The following is a 22,128-nucleotide window of genomic DNA, read 5'->3' as shown; positions in this document are numbered from 1 at the left end:
CTGGCCACGGTCCTCGGCCAGGGCGGCATGGGCCAGGTGTGGACCGCGTACGACCGCCGGCTGGACCGGCGGGTCGCGGTCAAACTGCTGCGCCCCGACAAGGTCGCGGGCGCGGCCGACGCCGAGGAACTGCGCCGGCGGTTCCTGCGCGAGTGCCGGGTCACCGCCCAGGTCGACCACCCCGGTCTGGTCACCGTCCACGACGCCGGCAGCGACACCGACGAGCTCTACTTCGTCATGCAGTACGTGGAGGGCGCCGACCTCGCCGACCACCTCGCCGAGCACGACCCGTACCCCTGGCCGTGGGCGGTCGCCGTCGCCGCGCAGTTGTGCGCGGTGCTGTCGGCCGTGCACGCGGTGCCGATCGTGCACCGCGACCTCAAGCCGCGCAACGTGATGGTGCGCCCGGACGGCTCGGTCGTCGTCCTGGACCTGGGCGTCGCCTCCGTGCTGGACACCGACACGACGCGTCTCACCCACACCGGCACGCCCATCGGCACCCCCGCCTACATGGCCCCGGAACAGGCGATGAGCGGCGCCGTGGGACCGCGCACCGACCTGTACGCGCTCGGGGTGCTGCTGCACGAACTCCTCAGCGGCACAGTGCCCTTCGCCGGGTCCACCGCCCTCGGCGTGCTCCACCGCCATCTGTACGAGCAGCCGGTACCGCTGCGCCAGGTGCGCCCGGAAGTGCCCGAGCCGCTGGAGGCACTGGTGCTCCGGCTGCTCGCCAAGGACCCCCAGCACCGCCCGGCGGACGCGCAGGAGACCTACCGCCAGCTCGCGCCGCTGCTGCCGGTGCCCGGCGCCGGCCACCACAGCCCCGGCCCGATGGACCCCACCCGGCCCTTCCTGCGCCCGCACGCCCCCTGGCCGGACCGGCCGGCCGTGCCGCCGCCGCCCTCCGCGGTGCCGCCCGTGCCCGCGGCGGCCCCGGGGACCGGTGCGCACGGCATCGCCGAGGCGGTCGACGAGGTCAAACGGCTGCTGGACGCGGGCCGCATCACGCAGGCCGTCGACATCCTGGGCGGCGTGCTGCCCGCAGCGGCCGAGAAGCACGGCGCGCACTCCCCCGTCGTGCGCATGCTGCGCAAGCAGTACGCGGCCACACTGATGGAGGACGGCCAGTACCGCCGCGCGCTGCCCGAGTTGCGCCATCTCGCGGACGAACTCGCCGCGGAGTCGGGCCCGTCGGGGCGGCCGTCGCTCCAGTACCGCTACGAGGCGGCGCAGTGCCTGGAGCAGCTCGGCGAGGCCACGGCGGCGCTGGCCGAGTACCGCGCCCTGCTGCCGTCCTTCGAGCAGTACCGGGCCACCGACCCGGAGCTGCCGCTGGAGGTGCGGCGGCGCATCGGCCACCTGCTGCTGTCGGTGGGCGACCGGATGGGCGCCCACGACGTGCTGTCCCGGCTGCTCTACGACTCCGACCGCGTGCACGGCCCGCGGCACCCGCTCTCGGTCGAGCTGCGGCGGACGCTGGCGTGGCTCGGCCAGATGGGCCGCTAGCGCGGGTTCCGAAATCTCCCCCAGCCACCGCTGGGAGGTGCTCCCACCCCAGCTACCGCTGGGGGCCCCGTCCGCGACTCCCCCGGCTCCGCTGGGGCTCCCCGCGAACACGGCACTCCCCCAGCCTTCCACCGGAGGGAAGCGTCGCATCGTCCGAAAAGCCCGGCCACGCCGACCGCAGGACGGCACCCCGCCCAACGGGCAGCCCGGCGCGGCTGTCACAACACGCCCTCCCCCGCGGACCTATGGGCCACCCCCGAACACGGCACTCCCCCAGCCTTCCGCCGGAGGGAAGCGTCGCATCGTCCGAAGAGCCCCACCGCGCCGGCCGCAGGACGGCTCCCCGCCCTCCGCGCGGCCGGCGCAGCACGCCCTCACCCGGGAGCGGTGGGCTTCCCCGCCCGGTGCGGGCGGGGAAGCCCCAGGGGCCCCAGGGGTCAGCGCCGGGTGCCGCTGCGCGCCGCGCGGTTGGCGAGCTTGATGCGCAGCGCCTCGCGCCGGGCGAGGCGGTAGACGGCGCGGCCTTCCGGGCCGAGCAGTCCGGCCACGCGGGCGATCTCGGTCCACGCCCACGACCGGGTGCCGCCCACGCAGGCGAGCGCGGCGAGCAGGCTGAGTGCCGCGGACTTCTCGCCCCGGCGCGCCCGGATCTCCGCCATGCCGATCACGACGTCCGCCGGCTGGCGGCGGCGGAGTATCTCCGCGCCGACGCGCAGCGCGTCCTCGTCGCGGCCCGCCTTGAAGTGCTCCACGAAGTCCTCGGTGAGGAAGCGGACCTGCTGCACGAGCGCCGCGGCGAACGGGCTCTCCTCCGCCGTACCGTCCTCGGAGTCCGCGTCCTCGTCCACGGTGCCCACGCCCGGCGCGCCCACGGGCGAACCGCCCATCTGCAGGCCGAGTGCCGTGGTCATACGGGTCGTGAAGGCCGGGATGTCGAAGAGTTCCTCGACCTCCGCGTACCCCGCCTCGGACACCTCGTCCGCCAGCACCTCGCGCAGCGCCTCGAGCGCGGCCTCGGGGGTGTACTCGGCAAAGGACCGGTACCCGGGGACGCCCTGGAGGACCTCCCTGGACCCGACGCGGTCGAAGGTGGCGACGCGGAGCCTGTGCTGCACGGCCTCCACGACCGACAGCGGCATCGGGTCGTCGACGCTCGACAGGAAGAAGACGTCGGACGCGGCCAGTTCCTCGCGGACGCGGTCGCGGGAGAGGGCTCCCATCCACTCCACGCGGTCCGACAGCAGCGACTTCTCGCCGACCCGCGGGGTCTTCCAGCCGATCCAGGAGAACCGCCACGGCAGGCCCAGGCTGTGCGCCCGCTCCGCCACCCGCGAGAACAGGTCGACGCCCTTGCGGTCCTGGACCGTGCCGACCATGACGATGCGCGGGCTGGCGCTGGGGGTGCGGGAGGCGATCTTGCGGTGGCTGTCCCGCGGCACCGTGTTGTACACGACGATCGGGTCGACGACGCCGAGCTGCCGGAACATGTCGGCCTGGGCCTTGGACACGCACAGGACCTTGAGCTTGGGCAGGATGTTCAGCATTTCCTGGTGGCGCTCGGGAACCCGGTTGGCCTCCCAGTTGAAGACGTACTCCGTCTCGTGCGCGTAGAGCGCGACATTGCGGCCGGAGTCGATGAGCGCCTGGACGGTGGCGTTGCCGATGGGCGAACGCCAGAACAGGGCGAGGCTGTTCACCATGATGACCTCGGCACCGCCCAGGGCGGCGGCCAGGTCGTCGGGGCGCGTGAAGGCGGCGATGTCGAAGTAGCGCACGTCGACCGGGCTCTCGGCCAGGAGCGACTGGGTGTAGGTGAGCACCGGCACCGCGACACCGGTGACGTACGAGAAGCCGGCGCCCAGCACGGCCAGCGACTTCGGGCGGTCGGCGCGCTTCTGCACGGCGAGGAACGCCCGCTCCGCGAGGGTGAGCGGCGCGGCGCCGGACCCGACCCGCGTGCTCTCCTCCTCGCCGGCCGCGGTGGCGGCCAGAGGTGCGGGGAGCTCCGCGTTCTCCACCACCCGCAGGATCTGCTCGGCGACGTCCTCACTGAAGGTGAGGTAGTGCTCGATGGGCTCCCCGTGCGTGTTCGCCAGGAACTTCCCGGTGCTCTTGAGCCTGCTGACGACGTCGGTGAGTTCACCGGCGGAGCCGACACTGCGCAGGAGCGGGTGGTGGATGGTCGGGAAGACGATGTTGAGCGGCAGCGGGTTCACCAGGACGAGCGGCACTCCGGCGCGGAGCGTCTGCAGGTAGGTGGTCGAGAAGTAGGTGACCGCCAGGTCGTAGGACTGGAGCGCCTCGGCGTCCAGCAGGGTCTCCGCGCTCTGCACCGTGACGTCGGGCAGGGTTTCGAGCCACTTGAGGTGCTGCGGCAGCGAGGACGGGTGCGGCTTGACGTCCACGTCCCCGTAGGCCGTGAGCGACTCGAGGATCTCCTTCAGGTGCTGGCGGTGCTCGCGCACGGAGAGCTTGCGCTGGTCGCCCAGCGGCTGGTCCAGCACGATGAAGCGGAGGCGGGATTCGTCGCTCGTCGAGGAGCGGTGCACACCGGAACGCGCGGCCTGCAGCAGGGCGGGGTCGTCGCTGTGCCCCAGGGCGCCGGTGATGTGGACCTGCGTCGAGACCTGCGACGAGCGGAAGTTGATGTGGTTGTAGGTCGCCGGACCCCACACGCAGATGGCCGCGGGGGCGGACGAGCCGTAGTACCAGTTCTGGTCGCGCTGGCCGGCCCGCTGCTCCTTGTAGTGGAAGTCCAGGTGTCCGTCCTGGACCAGGATCACGGGGAGCCGGGGGTTGAGCGCCTGGGTGACCCGCTTGCCGCGCTGCGACTGGTCGTTGAAGAGAACGAGCCGGTCGACTCCCTTTTCCTCCACGAAAGCGACGACCCGGAGGCTCAATTCCTCGTAGAAGGCGCCGTCGTCGAGAGCCTCGCCCTCGTTGAAGAGATTGCGGGCCGGTATGCCGCCGAGACGGATGGCTGCCTCATCGCGGATCCAGCGGGATACGTTTCCCTCCAGGTCCGCGGTGATCACCGAGAACGTGTGTTCTCCGGCTCCCTCCGCTTGCATGATCTTGCCGGCCAGGTCGACCCCGTTCCGGTTCTCGACAAAAATCGCTATATGCATTTTATTCCCTTGGCGCGGCAGAACCGGGTTGCGGACCCGGCCATCTCGCGCCCCTCCGGCCGACAGGCGGACAAATCGAACAGCCAAGTGCCTCGACGCACCGACTGAATAATGAAGGATCCCACAGTCACGCGTCGAGTGACTGGGAGCAGAGTTCACCCGTTCCTGGTGCCAGCTTCCCCTGGCGTTCACTTCCGTACCGGGATCCACGGGGAAGGGGTGGCCGGTGGCCGAAAACTCCGCGTTAACCTTCCGGCAACCTTTTCGCCATGGGGTGCGAAGCGGCGTCCGACTATACTGACGGGTCTTGCCACCCGCCCCGAGGCAGCCGGCCCGGTAGACCGTGCACACGCCAGGTATGCGCGGGCAACGCGGGCATAAAGGAAGCCTTCGAGATGACCCAGATATTCTTCGCGGCGACGCAGTACGCCGCCGCGACCATAACCGCCGCTGTGAAGGCCGGGCTTTTCGGCTCCCGTGAGGGGCGGCGGCGGGTGCTGGTGATCAGCAACACCTCGGCGATTCCCGAACTGACCACGCCGGTGGACCGCATGGCCGGATTCGAGAAACTGCGGCCCGAGTACGACGCGGTCTACTCGTGGAACGAGATGATCGCCCCGCACCACCCGGCCGGCTGGTCCCCTCTCCCCGAGGAGATCCCCGTGTGGGAGCGGGCGCTGCGCCTGGCCTGGGAACTGGGCGACGGGCCGGTGGAGATCGCCTGCGAGTCCATCCAGGCCAACCCGTCCCGCGCGGTCGCGGACATCTTCGCCGACAGCCCGATCCATGTGTACGCCGACGGCCTGATGAGCTACGGCCCCACGCGCAACCGCATGCCGGCCGACCTGCACAACCGCTTCCGGCGCCTCCTCCACCTCGACCTGGTCCCCGGCCTGCGGCCCCTGCTGCTGTCCGAGTACGGGGTGGAACCGGTCGTCATCCCCGGGGACACCTTCCAGCAGGTCCTGGAGGACATCGGCGGCCACGGCGTGTCCCTGCTGAAGGAGCTCGTCCCGGCGGACGACCGGCCGACGGCGGTGCTGCTCGGCCAGTACCTCTCCGCCCTCGAACTGATCACGGTGGCCGAGGAGGACGCACTGCACGTGCGGATGCTCCGCGGCGCCGTGGCCGCGGGCCACCGGCACCTGCTGTTCAAGCCGCACCCCAGCGCGCCCGCCCAGTACTCGCGGTCACTGGAGCAGGCCGCGGCCGAACTCGGGGTCGCGCTCACCGTCCTGGACACGCCCCTGCTGGCCGAGACCGTCTACCAGTACCTGCGCCCGGGGCTGGTCGTCGGCTGCTTCTCCACCGCGCTGATGACCGCCTCCGCGTTCTACGGCATCCCGGTCGCCCGGGTGGGCACCGAAGAACTGCTGAAGCGCCTCACCCCGTACGAGAACAGCAACCGGGTGCCGCTGACGGTCATCGACGCCGTCCTGCCGGACCTCGAGAAGGACGCGGCCGCGATCGGCACGCCGCTCCACCGGGACCCGGAGCGGGTCGGGAGCGAGCTGGCCCCCCTGGTGCGGGCGGTGGGCTACTGCATGCAGCCGAAGGCGTACGCCGCCCTCAAGGGCGAAGCGGCGGCCTGGCTCGACGGCCATCTCGCCGAGAACGCGCGGTACTTCAGCGAGAAGCGGCTGACGCGCCTCGGTCTGCCCGGCGGGAACCCCAGCCGCGCCGACACGCTGCGCCGCAACCCCGCGGTCCGGCGCCTGGTGCGCGGTCTCCGCGCCGCCCGCCGCTGACCCCTTCCGGACCGCCCGGCGCCGAACACGCCCGGGCGGTCCCCCTCCGGCCCGACGAGCCGCTCAGCCCAGCCAGCGCGACAGGTGCAGCCGCGTCCACAGCATGCTGACGGCGAAGGACAGCACGGCCGTCACTCCCACAAGCACGGTCATCAGCCCCAGCGCGCCCAGCCAGCCGGCGTCCGGCGTGACCAGGTGGCGGGCCAGCAGCTTCAGGAACAGCAGGTGCACCAGGTAGGCGCCGAAGGCCGCGGTGCCGAGCTTGGAGAGCAGCGGACGGAAGCGCTTGGGGACGGTGAGCCGGTTGAACGCCATCAGCAGCGTGCCGGCCAGGATCGGCATCATGAAGCCGTCGTACGGCGCCGGGTTGCGCACGAAGTGCTCGTACAGGACCACGGCGGCCCAGGCGCACACGCTGGCGCCCAGCCACAGCGTGCGCCGGCCCCGCCCCGTGGTGGCGGACGCGGGCAGTGCCAGCAGGAAGGCGCCGACGGCCGCGTAGGCGATCTGGTAGGGCAGGGGAACCCAGGTGAACTCGGGAATGTCGATGTTCAGCACGCCCGCCGCGTCGTCGAGGAAGGCCGGCGTCAGCGCGAGGGCGAGGAACACGACCGCGAGGCCCCAGGGCCGCTTGCCGTCCTTGACCAGGGACGTCATGGACAGCACGAGGATCACCGGGACGTAGGCGTACAGGTACCACAGGTGCAGGGTCGGAGCGACCGAGCCGAACAGCGACTCGTACGCCAGCCGCTTCGTCGAGTGGGGGTTGGTGTCCTGCGCCCAGCCCCACAGCAGGTAGATGGCCGTCCAGACGGCCATGGGCACCAGGATGCGGACCAGCCGGGTCCGCACCTGCGCCTCGCTGCGCGGCGGCGCCCCGGACAGCACGACCCACCCGGCCATGGCGAAGAACAGCGGCACGGCGCAGCGGCTGAGTCCGTGGCCCACGAGCGCGACCCAGTAGACGGGGGCGCCCCCCGACGGGTGGCGGCCGACGACGTTCAGGAACTGGCCCGCGGCGTGGCAGACGATGACGCCGATCGAGCACAGGACGCGCAGCAGGTCGATGTCGTACCGGTGCTCACGCACCGGTTTCGCGGGGGGCACCTCGGCGGAAGCGGTCTCTGCCGCGGTGACGGGCCCGGTCGCGGTGGCGGGGGCGGTGATGGTCGGCTGCACGGAGATCGTGCTCACTCCCTGTCGGGCTTACCGGGTCCGGACGTCGTCCGGCCCGGGCTCCGGATCACGTGTGTTCGGGGGCACGGCTCTCTCCCCGCGCGGGAGGGCGTCCCGGTTCCCGTGTACCCCGGATCGCCGACCGGACCGCCGGTCGGTGGGGGCAGGGCATGCCGCGTCCACCAGCCGGGCTGACGCCCGGCGGTAGGTACCATAACCATCCTTCGTGGGGCAGGGAATGCCTGTGTGACGGATGTGAGACATGCCACTCCCCCGCGAGGGAACCCGGACGCGGAGAATCCCCTCCGCCCCCGTCAGCCCCCGAGCACCGCCGTCAGCAACTCCGCCGTCCACGTGAGCAGTTCACGCCCGACGACCGGCTTGCCGCCGATGCGCGCCGTACTCGGGCGGGGGACGAGGATCTGCTTGGTCCCGGCCTTGACGACCGTGCGCGGGTAGAGCCGGTTCAGCCGCAGCTCCTGGGACTCGCGCAACTCGACCGGCGAGAAGCGCACATTGGCACCCTGCAGCGTGATGTCGGCGACACCGACCTTGCGGGCCAGCAGCCGCAGCCCGGCGACCAGCAGCAGGTTCTCCACCGGCTCGGGCAGCTTGCCGTAGCGGTCGGTGAGCTCCTCGCGGACGGCCTTGATGTCCTCGTCGGAGTTGACGGAGGCGATCGCGCGGTAGGCCTGCAGGCGCAGCCGCTCGCCGGGCGCGTAGTCGTGCGGGACGTGCGCGTCGACCGGCAGCTCGATCTTGACCTCCAGCGGGGCCTCCTCGGCCTCGCCGCCGCCCTCCTCCAGCGCGGCCCGGTAGTCGGCGACGGCCTCGCCGACCATGCGGATGTACAGGTCGAAGCCGACACCGGCGATGTGGCCGGACTGCTCGCCGCCGAGCAGGTTGCCCGCGCCGCGGATCTCCAGGTCCTTCATCGCCACGTACATGCCCGCGCCCATCTCGGTGTGCTGGGCGATGGTCGCCAGCCGCTCGTGCGCGGTCTCGGTGAGCGGCTTCTCCGGCGGGTACAGGAAGTACGCGTAGCCCCGCTCGCGGCTGCGGCCGACCCGGCCGCGCAACTGGTGCAGCTGGGACAGGCCGAAGGTGTCGCCGCGCTCCACGATCAGGGTGTTGGCGTTGGAGATGTCGATGCCGGACTCGACGATCGTCGTGGAGACCAGCACGTCGAACTTCTTCTCCCAGAAGTCGACGACGACCTGCTCCAGCTGCGACTCGCCCATCTGCCCGTGCGCGGTGGCGACCCTGGCCTCGGGGACCAGGTCGCGCAGGCGCGCCGCGGCCTTGTCGATGCTCTCCACCCGGTTGTGGATGTAGAAGGCCTGGCCCTCGCGCAGCAGCTCGCGCCGGATCGCCGCGGCGATCTGCCGGTCCTCGTACGGCCCGACGAAGGTCAGCACCGGGTGCCGCTCCTCCGGCGGGGTGGTGATCGTGGACATCTCGCGGATGCCGGTGACCGCCATCTCCAAGGTGCGCGGGATGGGGGTGGCGGACATGGTCAGCACGTCGACGTTGGCCCGCAGCTTCTTCAGCTGCTCCTTGTGCTCCACGCCGAAGCGCTGCTCCTCGTCCACGATCACCAGGCCGAGGTCCTTGAACTTCGTCTCGGAGGAGAACAGCCGGTGCGTGCCGATGACCACGTCCACCGAGCCCTCGCGCAGGCCCTCCAGGACCGCCTTGGCCTCGCTGTCGCTCTGGAACCGGGACAGGGCCTTCACCACGACCGGGAACTGCGAGTAGCGCTCGGAGAAGGTCCCGAAGTGCTGCTGCACCAGCAGCGTCGTCGGCACCAGGACGGCCACCTGCTTGCCGTCCTGGACGGCCTTGAAGGCCGCCCGCACCGCGATCTCGGTCTTGCCGTAGCCGACGTCGCCGCAGATCAGCCGGTCCATCGGGACCGACTTCTCCATGTCCTCCTTGACCTCGGCGATCGTCGTGAGCTGGTCGGGGGTCTCCGCGTACGGGAACGCGTCCTCCAGCTCCCGCTGCCAGGGGGTGTCCGGCGCGAAGGTGTGCCCGGGGGCGGCCATGCGCGCCGAGTACAGCCGGATCAGGTCGGCGGCGATCTCCTTGACCGCCTTCTTGGCGCGCGCCTTGGTCTTCGTCCAGTCCGCGCCGCCCAGGCGGTGCAGGGAGGGCGCCTCGCCGCCGACGTACTTGGTGATCTGCTCCAGCTGGTCGGTCGGGACGAACAGCCGGTCGCCCGGCTGGCCCTTCTTCGCCGGCGCGTACTCCACCACCAGGTACTCGCGGGTGGCGCCCTGCACGGTGCGCTGCACCATCTCCACGTAGCGGCCGACACCGTGCTGCTCGTGCACGATGAAGTCGCCCGACTGGAGCGTCAGCGGATCGATGGTCTTGCGGCGCCGGGACGGCATCCGGCCCATGTCCTTGGTGGACGAGCGCTGGCCCGACAGGTCGGTCTCGGTGAGGACGGCGATCCTCAGCGCGGGGTCCACGAAGCCGCTCTCGATCGAGCCGCAGGCGACATGGACGACGGCGGGCTCGATCGGCCCGGACAGCTCGGTGTCGAGCCGGGCGGCGATGCCCTCGTTGCCGAGCACCTCCACGATGCGGGCGGCCGGGCCGTGGCCCTCGGTCACGTAGACCGTGCGCCAGCCCTCGGCGAGCCAGCCCTTGGTGTCGGCCAGCGCGCGGGCGGTGTCGCCGCGGTAGAGCTCGGGGGCGTGCATGCCCAGCTTCAGGGTGTCGGCCTCACCGTCGACGGCGTCCTCGTCGGCCCCGAAGGGGCTCACCGACCACCACGGGGTGCCGAGCTCCCGGGCCCGGTCGCGGACGTCGGCGATGCCCCACAGCGAGGCCGCGCCCAGGTCGATCGGCGCCTCCCCGCCGCCCGCGGACGCCGCCCACGACGCCTCCAGGAACTCCCGGCTGGTCGCCACGAGGTCCGCGGCACGGGCCCGCACCCGCTCCGGGTCGCAGACCACCGCCATCGCCCCGGCGGGCAGCACGTCCAGCAGCAGTTCCATGTCGTCCACCAGCACCGGGGCGAGGGACTCCATGCCCTCCACCGCGATGCCCTGGGCGATCTTGTCCAGCAGCTCCCGCAGCTGCGGGTGCTGCTCGGCGAGCTCCGCCGCCCTGGCCCGCACCTCGTCGGTGAGCAGCAGCTCCCGGCACGGCGGCGCCCACAGACCGTGCTCGGCGACCTCCAGCGACCGCTGGTCGGCCACCTTGAAGTAGCGGATCTCCTCGACGTCGTCGCCCCAGAACTCGATCCGGAGCGGATGCTCCTCGGTCGGCGGGAAGACGTCCAGGATGCCGCCGCGCACCGCGAACTCGCCGCGCTTCTCCACCAGCTCCACACGGGCGTACGCGGCGGCCGCGAGGCCGTCCACGATCGCGTTCAGATCGGCGGTCTGCCCGGTGCGCAGCGCCACGGGGACCAGATCGCCCAGGCCCTTGACCTGCGGCTGGAGCACCGAGCGGATCGGCGCGACCACGACCCGCACCGGACCGGCGGTCGGATCGTCCGCGCTGGGGTGCGCCAGCCGGCGCAGCACCGCCAGCCGGCGGCCCACGGTGTCCGAGCGCGGGGACAGCCGCTCGTGCGGCAGCGTCTCCCAGGCCGGGTACTCCACGACGGAGTCGGCGGGCAGCAGCGACCGCAGGGCCGCCGTCAGGTCCTCGGCCTCGCGGCCGGTGGCCGTCACCGCCAGCACGGTGCGGCCCGTGCGGGCCGCGAGCGCGGCCAGCGCCAGCGGGCGGGCCGCCGGCGGGCCCACGAGATCGACGTGCGGGCGGTTGCCGTCGGCTGCGGCACGGACCGCCTCCGCGAGCGCGGGGTCGTCCACGACGACGTCGAGCAGACCGTTGAGGCTCATGTGGCTTTCCGTCCCAGAGGCAGACAGGCGGGGCAGCGCGAACAGCCCGACGCGTGGGAACGGGCCGGGGTGTCCCAGCGTACGACGCTTCGCTGACACCCGGTGCCGCCTCCCTTCGGGGGCCGCCCCTTTCCCCACCCGCCCGCCCTCCCCCAACCTTCGGCCGGGGGTGCCCCCAGCCCTGTGAAGTCAGGTACCCCGACGCGCGTTGTCGGGGGGCCGGGTTCGGGGCCTCCGGGGCTGCCATTCTGGACAGCACATTTAGGTGCCTCAGGTGCATTCCGTTGATCACTCCGGGTCGTGCACCCAAATATGCTCCAGTGTCCAGAACGCCACCCCTACGACCCCGCCCCCTCCGTAGTTGCAAGCGCCTGATCCCCGGTGGGTGGTCTGAAGCGGCACCGTGCTCAAGCCGTCATCGGCGCAGCGCGGCCGTCCCCTGTAGGCACCCGGACCGGGCCGGACCACCAACGCACCGGGAAGCGTCGCGAGAGGACCGCCGGGCCGCCCAACGCTGTCTGTCGGCTGATCATCGACCGCAGCCGACCGTGCCGCACCGACGGGTGGTCTGGCCGCCTCCTTGCTCCCGCCGGGGATCAGGCGCGAATGCTCACCTGCGGGAACCCCCCGGCCAAAGGCTGGTGGCCGTTCTCCTGCGGCCGATTCCGCCGCGCTGACTGCGGCCCGGGCCACGGCCGCCTTCTCACCCCCACCGGGGATCAGGCGCATGGCGAAACGGAGGGGGCGGGGGAGGTGGGGGCACCTCCCAGCGGTAGCTGGGGGAGGGTGGATGTGCTGGACGTTCGGCATATTTGTGTGCGGCATCCGGGGCGAACAACGGCAGGCGCTGGAAACGCACGTAAATATCCAGTCCAGGACGTGCAGCCCCGGAGGCCCCGAACCCGGCCCCCCACAACGCGCGTCGGGGCGCGTGACTTCACAGGGCACACGGGAGGGGGGGGCGGGTAACCCCGCCCCCCACATCGTGGCGCGGCGCTAGTCGGTCGCGATCGCCGTCAGGACGTTCATGCGGGCCGCCCGGAACGCCGGCACCAGTGCCGCGACGAGGCCGACGAAGGCGGAGCCGATGAAGACCGTGATGATCGTCGGCCAGGGGATCTCGAGGATGCCGAGGCCCTGGAGGGCGAGCAGCTTCTGGGCCGTGGCGCCCCAGCCCATGCCCAGGCCGAGGCCGAGGATCGCGCCGAAGAGGGCGATGACGACGGACTCCAGGCGGATCATGCGGCGCAGTTGCCGGCGGGACATGCCGATCGCCCGCATGAGGCCGATCTCCCGGGTGCGTTCGACGACCGAGAGGGCGAGCGTGTTCACGACGCCCAGGATCGCGACGATGATCGCGAGCGCGAGGAGGCCGTAGATCAGGTTGAGCAGTTGGCCGATCTGGTCCTTGAGCAGTTGCTTGTAGTCGGCCTGGTTGCGGACCTGGACCTGCGGGAAGTCGTGCAGGGCCTTCTTGAGTCCGGCGTACGCGGCGTCCTGCTGCCCGTCCTCGGCGGCCGCGAACATGATGTCGTTGATCGGCATCCGGTCGGCGGGGACGTAGTGGGCCGCGGTGGTGATGTTGGTGTACATCGCGCCGCCGTCGAAGGCGGTGTCCTTCGTGGTGATCGCGGTGACCTTGAGCTTCGCGGTACTGCCGGCCGAGAAGTGGACGGTGAGGGTGTCGCCGAGCGTGACGTGGTGCTTGTCGGCGAAGCTCTCGCCGACCGACATCGCGTCGGCCCCGTAGGCGGCGGAGAGTTCGCCGGCGACGGTCTTGACCTGGAGGTCCTGGGCGTAGGTGGGGTCGGCGGCGGAGATGCTGGTGTCGGAGACGGCGCCGTCGGGGGTGGTGATCTTCGCGTCGAGGGACTTGTAGTCCGTGACGTGCGCGAGGTGGGGCGCGGCCTTGATCGCGTTCTCGATCTGCGGGGTGATGGGCTGGCCGCTGTCGGAGGCGATGATGAAGTCCGCGCCGACCGACTTGTCGAGCTGGTCGCTGGCCGAGGCCACCATGGAGGAGCCGACCACGGACAGGCCCGCGACGAGGGCGAGTCCGATCATGAGGGCGGCGGCGGTGGCGCCGGTGCGGCGGGGGTTGCGGAGCGCGTTGCGTTCGGCGAGGCGGCCGACGGGGCCGAAGACCCGCAGGACGCCGGCGCTGATGACGCGGACGACGAAGCCGGCGAGCAGCGGCCCGACGACGACGAAGCCGACCAGGGTGAGCAGGACACCGAGGCCGAGGAAGGCCGAGCCGTCGGTGGCCTTGGTGGCCCGCGAGGCGGCCACGAGGGCGCCGGCGCCGGCCAGCGTGAGGACCACGCCGATCATGGCGCGCACCCGGCCGGCCCGGCCGTCGGCGGGGATGCCGGCGTCGCGGAGGGCGGCCATCGGGGAGACCTTGCCGGCCCGGCGGGCGGGCAGGTAGGCCGCGAGCACGGTGACGACGACACCGAGGACCAGGCCGGCGACGGGCGTACTGGCCTTGACGGTGAGCGAGGAGGTGTCGAGGTTCATGCCCATGCTGCCCATGAGCTTCATCAGCAGCACGGCGAGTCCGACGCCGCCGCCGATGCCGAGGACGGAGCCGACGACGCCGAGGAGCAGCGCCTCGATGAGCACCGAGCGGTTGACCTGGCGGCGGCTGGCGCCGATGGCGCGCATGAGGCCGATCTCGCGGGTGCGCTGGGCGACCAGCATGGAGAAGGTGTTGACGATCAGGAAGACGCCGACGAGGACGGCGATCCCGGCGAAGCCGAGCATCGCGTACTTGATGACGTCGAGGAAGCCGGCGATGTCCTTCTTGTTCTCGGCGGTCCACTCGGCCTGGGTCTGGATCTTGTAGCCGCCGGTGGTGCCGAGCGCGGCGGCGACGTTCTTCTTGAGCTGGTCGTCGCTGACGCCGGGGGCGGCGGTCAGGCCGACGCTGCTGAAGACGTCCTTGGCGCCGAGGATCTTCGTCTGGGTGGTGGCGGTGTCGAAGTAGAAGACGGCCGCGCCGGGGTTGGTGACCTTGAAGGTGACGATGCCGGTGATCCGGGCGCGGAACTCGCCGGGGATGGCGATGACGCGGATCTCGTCGCCGATCTTCAGGTGGTGCTTGTCGGCGGTGTCGGCGTCGACCATGGCCTCGGTGGGCCCGCGCGGGGCGTGGCCGGAGGTGAGGTCGACCGAACGTTCCTCGGTGGAGTCCCAGTTGGTGGCGATGGTGGGGGCGCCGGAGGTGGGGCTGAGGCTGTCGTTGGAGCTGTCGGTGACGGTCAGGGTCTGGCTGCCGGCCTCGCCCGTCGCCTCCTTGACGCCGTCGACGGTCTTGAGCCGCTCGACCACGGAGGCCGGCACGGTGGCGGCCTTCGCCGTCATCTGCATGCCGTCGTTGCCGGGCGCGCTCTTGGGCGTGACGGTGACGTCGGAGGCGGTGGCGGCGAAGAGCTTGTCGAAGGTGGAGGTCATCGTGTCGGTGAAGACGAGCGTGCCGCAGACGAAGCCCACCGACAGCAGGACGGCTATGGCGGAGAGCGCCATGCGGCCCTTGTGCGCGACGAAGTTGCGCAGGGAGGTCTTGAGGACGGTCACGACGTCCTCCCGCGGGCGTCGAAGTCCTTCATGCGCTCCAGGACGGAGTCGGCGGTCGGGTCGCGCATCTCGTCGACGATCCGGCCGTCGGCGAGGTAGAGGACGCGGTCGGCGTAGGAGGCGGCGACCGGGTCGTGGGTCACCATGACGATGGTCTGGCCGAGTTCGTCGACCGAGCGGCGCAGGAAGCCGAGGATCTCGGCGCCCGCGCGGGAGTCGAGGTTGCCGGTGGGCTCGTCGCCGAAGATGATCTCGGGGCGGGCGGCGAGCGCGCGGGCCACGGCGACGCGCTGCTGCTGGCCGCCGGAGAGCTGTCCGGGCCGGTGCTTCAGGCGGCCGGCCAGGCCGACCGTCTCCACGACGCGCTGCAGCCACTCGGGGTCGGCCTTGCGGCCGGCGATGTCCATGGGCAGCGTGATGTTCTCGGCCGCGTTGAGCGTCGGCAGCAGGTTGAAGGCCTGGAAGATGAAGCCGATCTTGTCCCGGCGCAGCTGCGTGAGCTTCTTGTCCTTGAGACCGGTGATCTCGGTGTCACCGACGAGGATCCGCCCCTCGGTGACGGTGTCGAGGCCGGCGAGGCAGTGCATCAGGGTCGACTTGCCGGAGCCGGACGGCCCCATGATCGCGGTGAAGCGACCGCGCTCGATGTCGACGTCGACCGCGTCGAGGGCCACGACCCGGGTCTCGCCGGAACCGTACGCCTTGGTCACGCCGCGGGCACTGGCGGCAACGGCCGTACGTTCTCCGCTGCCCCCGGACTTGGGAATCGATACTGCCGTTGTCACTGTCTGTCCTGCTTTCCTGGTGGATGTCCTGGCTGGTGCGGACGTGCGCCATCGCCTCTACAGACTGGCTGCCGGACGGGGGCCTGGACGATGGTGCGGGTCTCCGTATCGACCCGGGGGTTAGCCCCACCGAGAAGGCTAGGGAGCCCGGGAGGGGTGGCTCGTCCTCCGCCGGTACGAACCGGGGGTAGGAGAAAACTCGGTGCGCCCCCTAGGGGGACTGCATCTTTCGGGTGACCCGGCTCGGGGTCGATGCTGCACCCTCCCGCGGCGGGAGGCTCAAGCCCGGGTGTCCGGCCTGCGAGAACCCCCTGTGCGGCACCCGTACGGACATGAAAAAGTGTGTCGTACACAGATCCAGGGGGTTCTCCCGTGCAGGGCACCGATCAGACCACGACCGCGGCGGCCGTGGCCGCGCCGCCGATCCGCCGCGGGCCGGTGGTGGCCGCGCTGATGCTGGCGATGGCGCTGGCGGCGATGGACTCGACGATCATCTCCACCGCCGTCCCGCAGATCGTCGGCGAGCTCGGCGGCTTCTCCGTCTTCTCCTGGCTCTTCTCCGGCTACCTGCTCGCGGTCACGGTCACCCTGCCGGTCTACGGCAAGCTCGCCGACACCTTCGGCCGCAAGCCGGTGCTGCTCGTCGGCATCGCGATCTTCCTGCTGGGGTCGCTGCTCTGCGCGGGCTCGTGGAACATGGCCGGCCTGATCGCCTTCCGCATCGTGCAGGGGCTCGGCGGCGGCGCCATCCAGGGCACGGTGCAGACCGTGGCCGCCGATCTGTACGGGCTCAAGGAGCGCGGCCGCATCCAGGCGGCGATCTCGACGGTGTGGGCGGTCTCCGCCGTCGTCGGCCCGCTGTGCGGCGGGCTGCTGTCGGGCTACGCCAGCTGGCGCTGGATCTTCCTGATCAACCTGCCCATCGGGGCGATCGCGCTCTTCCTCATCTCCCGCCACCTGCGCGAGTCGGTCGCCCGCCGCACCCGGCACCGCGTCGACTGGCCCGGCGCGCTCGGTCTGTTCCTCTCCGGCGGGCTGCTCATCAGCGGCCTCGTCCAGGGCGGCCCGCTCCGGCCGTGGCTGCTCGGCGGCAGCGTCGTCCTGGGCGTCGCGACCTATCTGGTCGAGCGGCGCGCGGCCGAGCCGATCATCCCCGGCTGGGTCTGGCGGCGGCGCGCCATCGTCGCGGTCAACCTCGCACTCGGCATGCTCGGCGTGCTGATGGTGGCGCCGACGGTCTTCCTCCCGACGTACGCGCAGACCGTGCTCGGCCTCGGGCCGATACAGGCCGGTTTCGTGCTGTCGGTGATGACGATCAGCTGGCCGCTCTCGGCCGCCCTGAGCAACCGCGTCTATCTGCGCATCGGGTTCCGCGACACCGCCGCGCTCGGCATGGCGGCGGCCGTCGTCGTCCTCGTCGCGCTGGTGATGCTCCCGTACGCCGGCCCGGCCTGGCAGCCCACGCTCGTCATGCTGCTGCTGGGCGCGGCCCTCGGCCTGTTCCAGCTGCCGCTGATCGTCGGCGTGCAGTCCACGGTGCCCTGGCGCGAGCGCGCCACCGCGACCTCGTCGATCCTCTTCTGCCGCCAGGTGGGGCAGAGCGTCGGGGCCGCCGTCTTCGGCGCCGTCGCCAACGCGACCCTCGCCTCGCGCCTGCACGGCTCGGGGACCGACCTCGACGCGGTCACCGGCGCCGCGCACCTGAGCGAGCCGGTCCGGCGCGCGGTCGCCGCCGCGGTCAACCACGTCTACGCGGGTGCGGCGCTGGCCGCCGTGCTGGCGCTGCTCGCCGTGCTCCTGGTGGCCCCGCGCCGCTTCCCGGTGCTGGAGGAGGACCCGCAGCCGTAGTCCCGCGGGACTACGGCTCCTGCTTCCCCTCGGCGTCGTCGGTGTCGTCGGTGTCGTCGGTGTCATCGGACTTCGCCGGCGGCGGCACCTCCCCGGTGGCGGAGCCCGAGTCCGCGGCATCTGTGTCGTCCGTGTCGGGGGCCTCGCCGCCGGTGAGGGCGACGAGGCTGCTGCGGACGTGCGCCAGATGCTCGCGGATCTCGTCGCGGCGGACCTCGTGCTGGCGCAGTTCGCGCTCGGCGGCCAGCCGGATGCGCTCCTCGCGGACACGGGCCTGGGCGAGCAGTTCGGCCGCGGCCGCCTCGGCGTCCTGCTCCCGGCGGCGGGCGGCCTCCTCGGTGGCGGCCAGGGCGCGGCGGGCCTCCTCGACCATGTTCTCGGCGTAGTGGGTGAGTTCGGCCAGGCGCGCGTCCAGGCCGGCCTCGCGCTCGGCGAGTTCGTGCTCCTGGGCGTCGCGCCGTTCGCGCCGCTCCTTCTCCTGTGCGGCGAAGGCGCGTTCGGTGTCCCGGCGCAGCGCGTCGAGGCGCCGCGCGGCGTCGTCGCGCAGGTGGGCGGCCTCGCGCCGGGCCGTGCCGACGAGCTCGGAGGCGGTGGAGCGGGCCTCGTCGAGCGTGGCCGAGGCCTGGACGTCGGCACGGGTACGGCGGGCCTGCGCGGCGGCACGGGACTCGTCCAGCAGGGTGCGCCGGGCGGCCTCGGCGGCGTCGTGCGCGGTGCGGGCCTCCTCCTCGGCGCGGTCGCGCACGGCGGCGGCCTCCTCCTCCACCAGGCGCAGCAGTTCCTGGGCGCCGCCGCCGAGCGACTCGAAGGTGGGAGGGGCGAGGCCGGCGACGACGTCGCGCAGGGCGGCGCACTCGGCGTCCATCTCGTTGGCGAGGACGGTGAGCCGTGCGGCACGCTCCCAGGCGGCGTCGCGGTCCTCGGACAACTCCTCGAGGAAGCGGTCCACCTGGTCGGTGCGGTAGCCACGGCCGCGGCCCGTGGCGAAGCCGTAGGGGTATGCCGTACTCATACCCCCATATTCATGGGTTTGCCCTATTTGCACATCATGCGACACTCCGGCCGCGTACGACCGGGGTGCCGACGCGACTACAGCATCCCGTCCCACATCTGTTCGATCAGCACGGACCACCAGTGCTCGGGCGACGCCACGGCCGCCGGGTCCAGCGCGGCGATCTGCGCCTGGAAGTCCACCGTCCAGCGACCCGCCTGGTCCGGCGTCAGCCCCAGCCGCCAGCGCCACATCTTGCCCAGCAGCGCCAGGCAGCGGACGAACTCCGGCAGGGAGGAGTTGACGAACTGCGGCGCCACCGCCCCACCGCCCGGCCCCGCCTCCATCGGGACCGCGACGATGTGCGCCGTGCCGTACTGCACGCACAACTGGCGGCCGAAGTCGTTGCCCATGACCAGGTACGAACCGGCGTCCGGCGCCGGCTGCACACCGCGCTCGGCGGCCAGCTCGGCCAGCGTCGGCACCGGGCGCCCCGGCTGGGCCTGCGCCCAGAAGAACGGCCCGAAGTCCACCGGCAGCCCGGACCACGTCAGGGTCTGCGCCACGATGTCCGGCACGCCCTGCCGGGCGACCGCGCGCTGGTCGAAACGGAAGACGCCCTGCGGCCCGAAGGACTGGGCGAGCTCGTGCCCGATCGCGTCCAGCGGGATCGCGGGCACCCGCTGGACCTGGTGCGGCTCGGGCATCGGCACGCGGTGCGGGCGGCCGGGCGCCGGCGCGCTCGCCACCTGGTGCAGCTCGCCGAGGTGCGTGAGCAGGTGCTCCACGCCCGCGCGGCGGCCGGCCCGGTCCTTTCCGTACGGTGCGGTGCTGCTGATCCGGACCTGGGGCCAGGTCTCCCGGATCATGCGGGCGCAGTAACCGCCGGGCAGGTCGCAGGACTCCAGTTCGGTGTGCAGCTCCAGCACCGCCTGCGGCGGCACGCCGAGGGCGCGCAGCTCGTGCAGGATCTGCCACTCCGGGTGCGGGGTGCCCGGCGCGGAGCGGCGGATGAGCTGCTGCTCGGAACCGTCCTGCGCCCGGTAGCGGAGCACGGCCATGTAGCCCGGTCCGATGGTGGGCACGCCCGCCGGCGGCTGCGGCTGCGGCGGCGCCGGGGGCTGCGGGTAGCCGTACGCCGCCGGGGGCGGCGGCGGGGCCACCGGCACGGGCCCGGGTGCGGGGCCGGGTGCGGGCGGCGGCGGGGGCGGGCCGTCGGGGCGCGACAGCATCGTCGACGCGTGGTGCACGTCCGCGGACGGAGGCCCCGGCGCGGGCGGCGGCGGCTGGTTCGCGGGCAGCGCCTGCACCAGCTGCGTCGGCACATAGCCCGCGCCCGGGGTCCCGGGCACACCGGGACCGGGCGGCGGCGGGGGCGGAGGCGGCGGTCCGGCCTTGGCGGTCTCGGCGCCGGCCAGGTCCGCGGCGCCCTGCCGCCGCGCCCCGGCACCCGGCACTCCGGGCGGGGGCGGCGGGCCGTCGGGGCGCGACAGCATCGTCGCGGCGCGGTGCGCGTCCGCGGGCGGGGGCCCCGGCGCGGGCGGCGGGGGCGGCGGCGTCGCCGCGCCGCCGGGGTAGCCGTAACCGCCGGGCGGCAGCGGGGTACCGGTCTCCGGTACCCCGGGCAGCCGCTCGGTGCTGGCCTCGGCGCTGTTCCTGGGCGGCGGCGTGTGCGCGTCGTCGGAGTCGGTGATCGGCGGCGCGTAGACCGTCGCGGGCGGGGGCACGGCCCGGCCCGCGTCGCCGTTGTTGGTGTCCCGCCAGGTCGAGGGCGGCGGCGTCGGCGACCGGTCGTACGGCAGCGGCATCGCCGGCGTCGGCGTGGGGACGAAGGGGGGCGGCGGCCCGTCGAACGGCGAGGGAGCGCCGGCGGTCGCCCCCGCGTCCGCCACCGTGACGGCGTCGGAGGGCTCCGGGGCGGCGGGCTGCCGGTGGTCCGGGATGCCCAGGCGGTCGGCCGCGTCCTGGAGCCACTGCGGCGGGCTGAGCAGGAAGGAGGTCGCCCCCAGGTCCAGCCGTTTCGGCGGCTCCGGTACGGCGTCGGCGACGACGGCGCCCCCGTACGCCTCCTCCCAGTGCCGGATGATCTCGCCGACCGGCAGCGCCGGCCACAGCGTGGCCTCCCCGCTGTCCTTGGCGATGACGAGGCGGGCCTCGCCCTCGTCGCCGGTGGGCCCCCCTTCACGCGGCTCGGACCAGACCACGAAGCCCTGGCCGAACTCGCGCACCTGCACCTCGCGGACGAGGTACGCCGGGACGCCTGCGTTGATCCACCGCTCGGCGCGCTCCTGCGCCTCCGCGAACGTCACCATCCCCGTCTCACCCCTCCACCGGGACGGCGCGGGCGAAGCCGCCGTCCACCATCAGGTTCGCGACCGTGTCCAGCTCCGGCGGATCGCCGGCGAGCGCGGCGAGGAAGGCGTCGAAGTCCTCGCCGCAGGGCAGCAGCAGCGCGGCGACCCGCTCCTCGGTGGAGGCGAAGGCGCCGTCGGTGTCCCGGACGTCGTCGTAGGGGCACAGCCACATCGAGCCGAGGTCGGCGCCGCGCGCCTTGACCGCGAGCACCCCGCCCTGCACATAGGCGATCGCGAGGTAGTCCTTGGTGAGGTGGTCGCGCAGGCACTTGTTGACGTAGACGAGGTCGTTGACCGCCGACTCCTCGCGCACCGTGAAGAAGGGCTGGTCGACCAGGAGCCCCAGCAGGGGCAGCAGGGCGACGCCGCGCGGGGCGCAGCCGCCGGCGGCCTTGAGGAAGCTGCGGTACGCGCCGGGCAGCCGGTAGCCGAGCTCCTCCTCGACATCGCGCACCTGCTGCTCGGAGACGGCCGCCGCATCGCGCCGCCCCGTGCCCACAGCGAAGTGCGTGGGACGGGTGTCCTGGAGCGGTCGCGTGCCCCGCTTGCCGTGGTCCGCCGAGGCGGTGGTGGCGAGGCCGCCGTGGTGCCGCAGCAGCGACTTGACCTCGACGGGGATCAGCTCCAGGCGGCGCGAGCCGGCGACATGGTGCCACGTCCAGCCGTGCGGGGTGGCGACGGGCGACAGGCTGCCCCACAGCTCGTGACCGGCGGCGTGCTGGGCGGCGTTGGCCGACACGTGGTCGGTGAGCCGCAGTTCGTCGATCCCGAAGCCGTCCGGCGGCTCGGCGATCTCGGCGGCGGCACGGGCGAAGGGCGTGAAGTCGGGGAAGCCGTGGTCGTCCACGCGGACGCCCTGCGGATGGCGGGCGCGGCGCACCGGGTCGGGAAAGTGCACGATCTGACCGGCGTAGGCCGCGTTCGGTGGCGCGGCCCGGTGCCCGAGCCGACCTGTCGTCATTGCGGATGCCCCCATGCTGGATCTGTTGTTGGGCACAGCCTAGGGGGTGGGGCAACAGGGACTTCGGCTGGTTCCGGTCACTGCCGCGCACCGGATGCACGTTGTCGCGGACCCGCGAACTCCCCAGCCCTGAGCCGAACTTGATCACGAATCGGCGGCCATGCCGCCCCCCGCATCCGACCCGGCGCTACT

The 22,128-nt window shown here is 72.6% G+C and carries 11 protein-coding genes; 3 read left to right on the top strand and 8 right to left on the bottom strand.

Annotated features, from left to right (window positions below; genetic code table 11):
- The first annotated feature begins 27 nt into the window (after window positions 1-27).
- Window positions 28-1,506 carry a protein kinase gene (locus ACIP64_RS18885; protein ID WP_401588004.1) on the top strand — a complete coding sequence of 493 codons (1,479 nt, stop codon included), beginning with the start codon at window positions 28-30 and terminating at the stop codon, window positions 1,504-1,506.
- Between the two features lie 437 nt (window positions 1,507-1,943).
- On the opposite strand, the gene ACIP64_RS18880 is transcribed toward ACIP64_RS18885, so the two are convergent.
- A complete protein-coding gene (locus ACIP64_RS18880; RefSeq protein WP_401587748.1) occupies window positions 1,944-4,634 on the bottom strand; it encodes a glycosyltransferase family 4 protein in 2,691 nt (896 codons plus the stop codon).
- A 395-nt stretch (window positions 4,635-5,029) separates the two neighbouring features.
- On the opposite strand from ACIP64_RS18880, the gene ACIP64_RS18875 reads away from it, so the two are divergent.
- A complete protein-coding gene (locus ACIP64_RS18875) occupies window positions 5,030-6,382 on the top strand; it encodes a polysialyltransferase family glycosyltransferase (RefSeq protein ID WP_401587745.1) in 1,353 nt (450 codons plus the stop codon).
- Between the two features lie 63 nt (window positions 6,383-6,445).
- Here the strand turns inward: ACIP64_RS18875 and ACIP64_RS18870 are convergent, their stop codons facing one another.
- The 4 genes from ACIP64_RS18870 to ACIP64_RS18855 form a co-directional block, all read right to left on the bottom strand.
- Entirely contained in the window at window positions 6,446-7,576 is a 1,131-nt protein-coding gene (locus ACIP64_RS18870) for an acyltransferase (protein ID WP_401587742.1), read from the bottom strand.
- 296 nt (window positions 7,577-7,872) lie between these two features.
- Window positions 7,873-11,421 (bottom strand): transcription-repair coupling factor, encoded by a 3,549-nt coding sequence (gene mfd, locus ACIP64_RS18865; protein WP_401587740.1) that lies wholly within the window; start codon window positions 11,419-11,421, stop codon window positions 7,873-7,875.
- A 996-nt stretch (window positions 11,422-12,417) separates the two neighbouring features.
- On the bottom strand, window positions 12,418-14,997 hold the full coding sequence (locus ACIP64_RS18860) for an ABC transporter permease (protein ID WP_401587737.1): 2,580 nt from the start codon (window positions 14,995-14,997) through the stop codon (window positions 12,418-12,420).
- A complete protein-coding gene (locus ACIP64_RS18855) occupies window positions 14,994-15,782 on the bottom strand; it encodes an ABC transporter ATP-binding protein (protein ID WP_360910823.1) in 789 nt (262 codons plus the stop codon). Before ACIP64_RS18855 ends, ACIP64_RS18860 begins: the two co-directional genes overlap by 4 nt.
- A gap of 372 nt (window positions 15,783-16,154) precedes the next feature.
- Here ACIP64_RS18855 and ACIP64_RS18850 point away from each other — a divergent pair, with 372 nt between their 5' ends.
- Window positions 16,155-17,630 (top strand): MFS transporter, encoded by a 1,476-nt coding sequence (locus ACIP64_RS18850; RefSeq protein WP_401587734.1) that lies wholly within the window; start codon window positions 16,155-16,157, stop codon window positions 17,628-17,630.
- A 10-nt stretch (window positions 17,631-17,640) separates the two neighbouring features.
- Here ACIP64_RS18850 and ACIP64_RS18845 read toward each other — a convergent pair whose 3' ends face one another.
- The 3 genes from ACIP64_RS18845 to ACIP64_RS18835 form a co-directional block, all read right to left on the bottom strand.
- On the bottom strand, window positions 17,641-18,642 hold the full coding sequence (locus tag ACIP64_RS18845; RefSeq protein WP_401587732.1) for a cellulose-binding protein: 1,002 nt from the start codon (window positions 18,640-18,642) through the stop codon (window positions 17,641-17,643).
- 77 nt (window positions 18,643-18,719) lie between these two features.
- The gene (locus ACIP64_RS18840; RefSeq protein ID WP_401587729.1) at window positions 18,720-20,933 is read right to left on the bottom strand and encodes an SUKH-4 family immunity protein; all 2,214 of its coding nucleotides are present in this window, start codon (window positions 20,931-20,933) and stop codon (window positions 18,720-18,722) included.
- Between the two features lie 7 nt (window positions 20,934-20,940).
- Window positions 20,941-21,936, bottom strand: coding sequence for an HNH endonuclease (locus tag ACIP64_RS18835; protein WP_401588001.1), 996 nt, complete (start codon window positions 21,934-21,936; stop codon window positions 20,941-20,943).
- Window positions 21,937-22,128: the final 192 nt, after the last annotated feature.

Origin of the sequence: Streptomyces sp. NPDC088733 (assembly GCF_044751185.1) — a bacterium.
In the GTDB taxonomy this organism is placed as follows: domain Bacteria; phylum Actinomycetota; class Actinomycetes; order Streptomycetales; family Streptomycetaceae; genus Actinacidiphila.
Note: the sequence above shows the minus strand (reverse complement) of the source record. Positions and strands in the feature narration are given on the sequence as shown.

Bases quoted from the DNA above. Each gene is read 5' to 3' on its own strand.
- ACIP64_RS18835 (WP_401588001.1), bottom strand. From the start codon at position 21,936: ATGACGACAGGTCGGCTCGGGCACCGGGCCGCGCCACCGAACGCGGCC.
- ACIP64_RS18880 (WP_401587748.1), bottom strand. From the start codon at position 4,634: ATGCATATAGCGATTTTTGTCGAGAACCGGAACGGGGTCGACCTGGCC.
- ACIP64_RS18840 (WP_401587729.1), bottom strand. From the start codon at position 20,933: ATGGTGACGTTCGCGGAGGCGCAGGAGCGCGCCGAGCGGTGGATCAAC.
- ACIP64_RS18885 (WP_401588004.1), top strand. From the start codon at position 28: ATGGGCCAGGTGTGGACCGCGTACGACCGCCGGCTGGACCGGCGGGTC.
- ACIP64_RS18875 (WP_401587745.1), top strand. From the start codon at position 5,030: ATGACCCAGATATTCTTCGCGGCGACGCAGTACGCCGCCGCGACCATA.
- ACIP64_RS18845 (WP_401587732.1), bottom strand. From the start codon at position 18,642: ATGAGTACGGCATACCCCTACGGCTTCGCCACGGGCCGCGGCCGTGGC.
- mfd (WP_401587740.1), bottom strand. From the start codon at position 11,421: ATGAGCCTCAACGGTCTGCTCGACGTCGTCGTGGACGACCCCGCGCTC.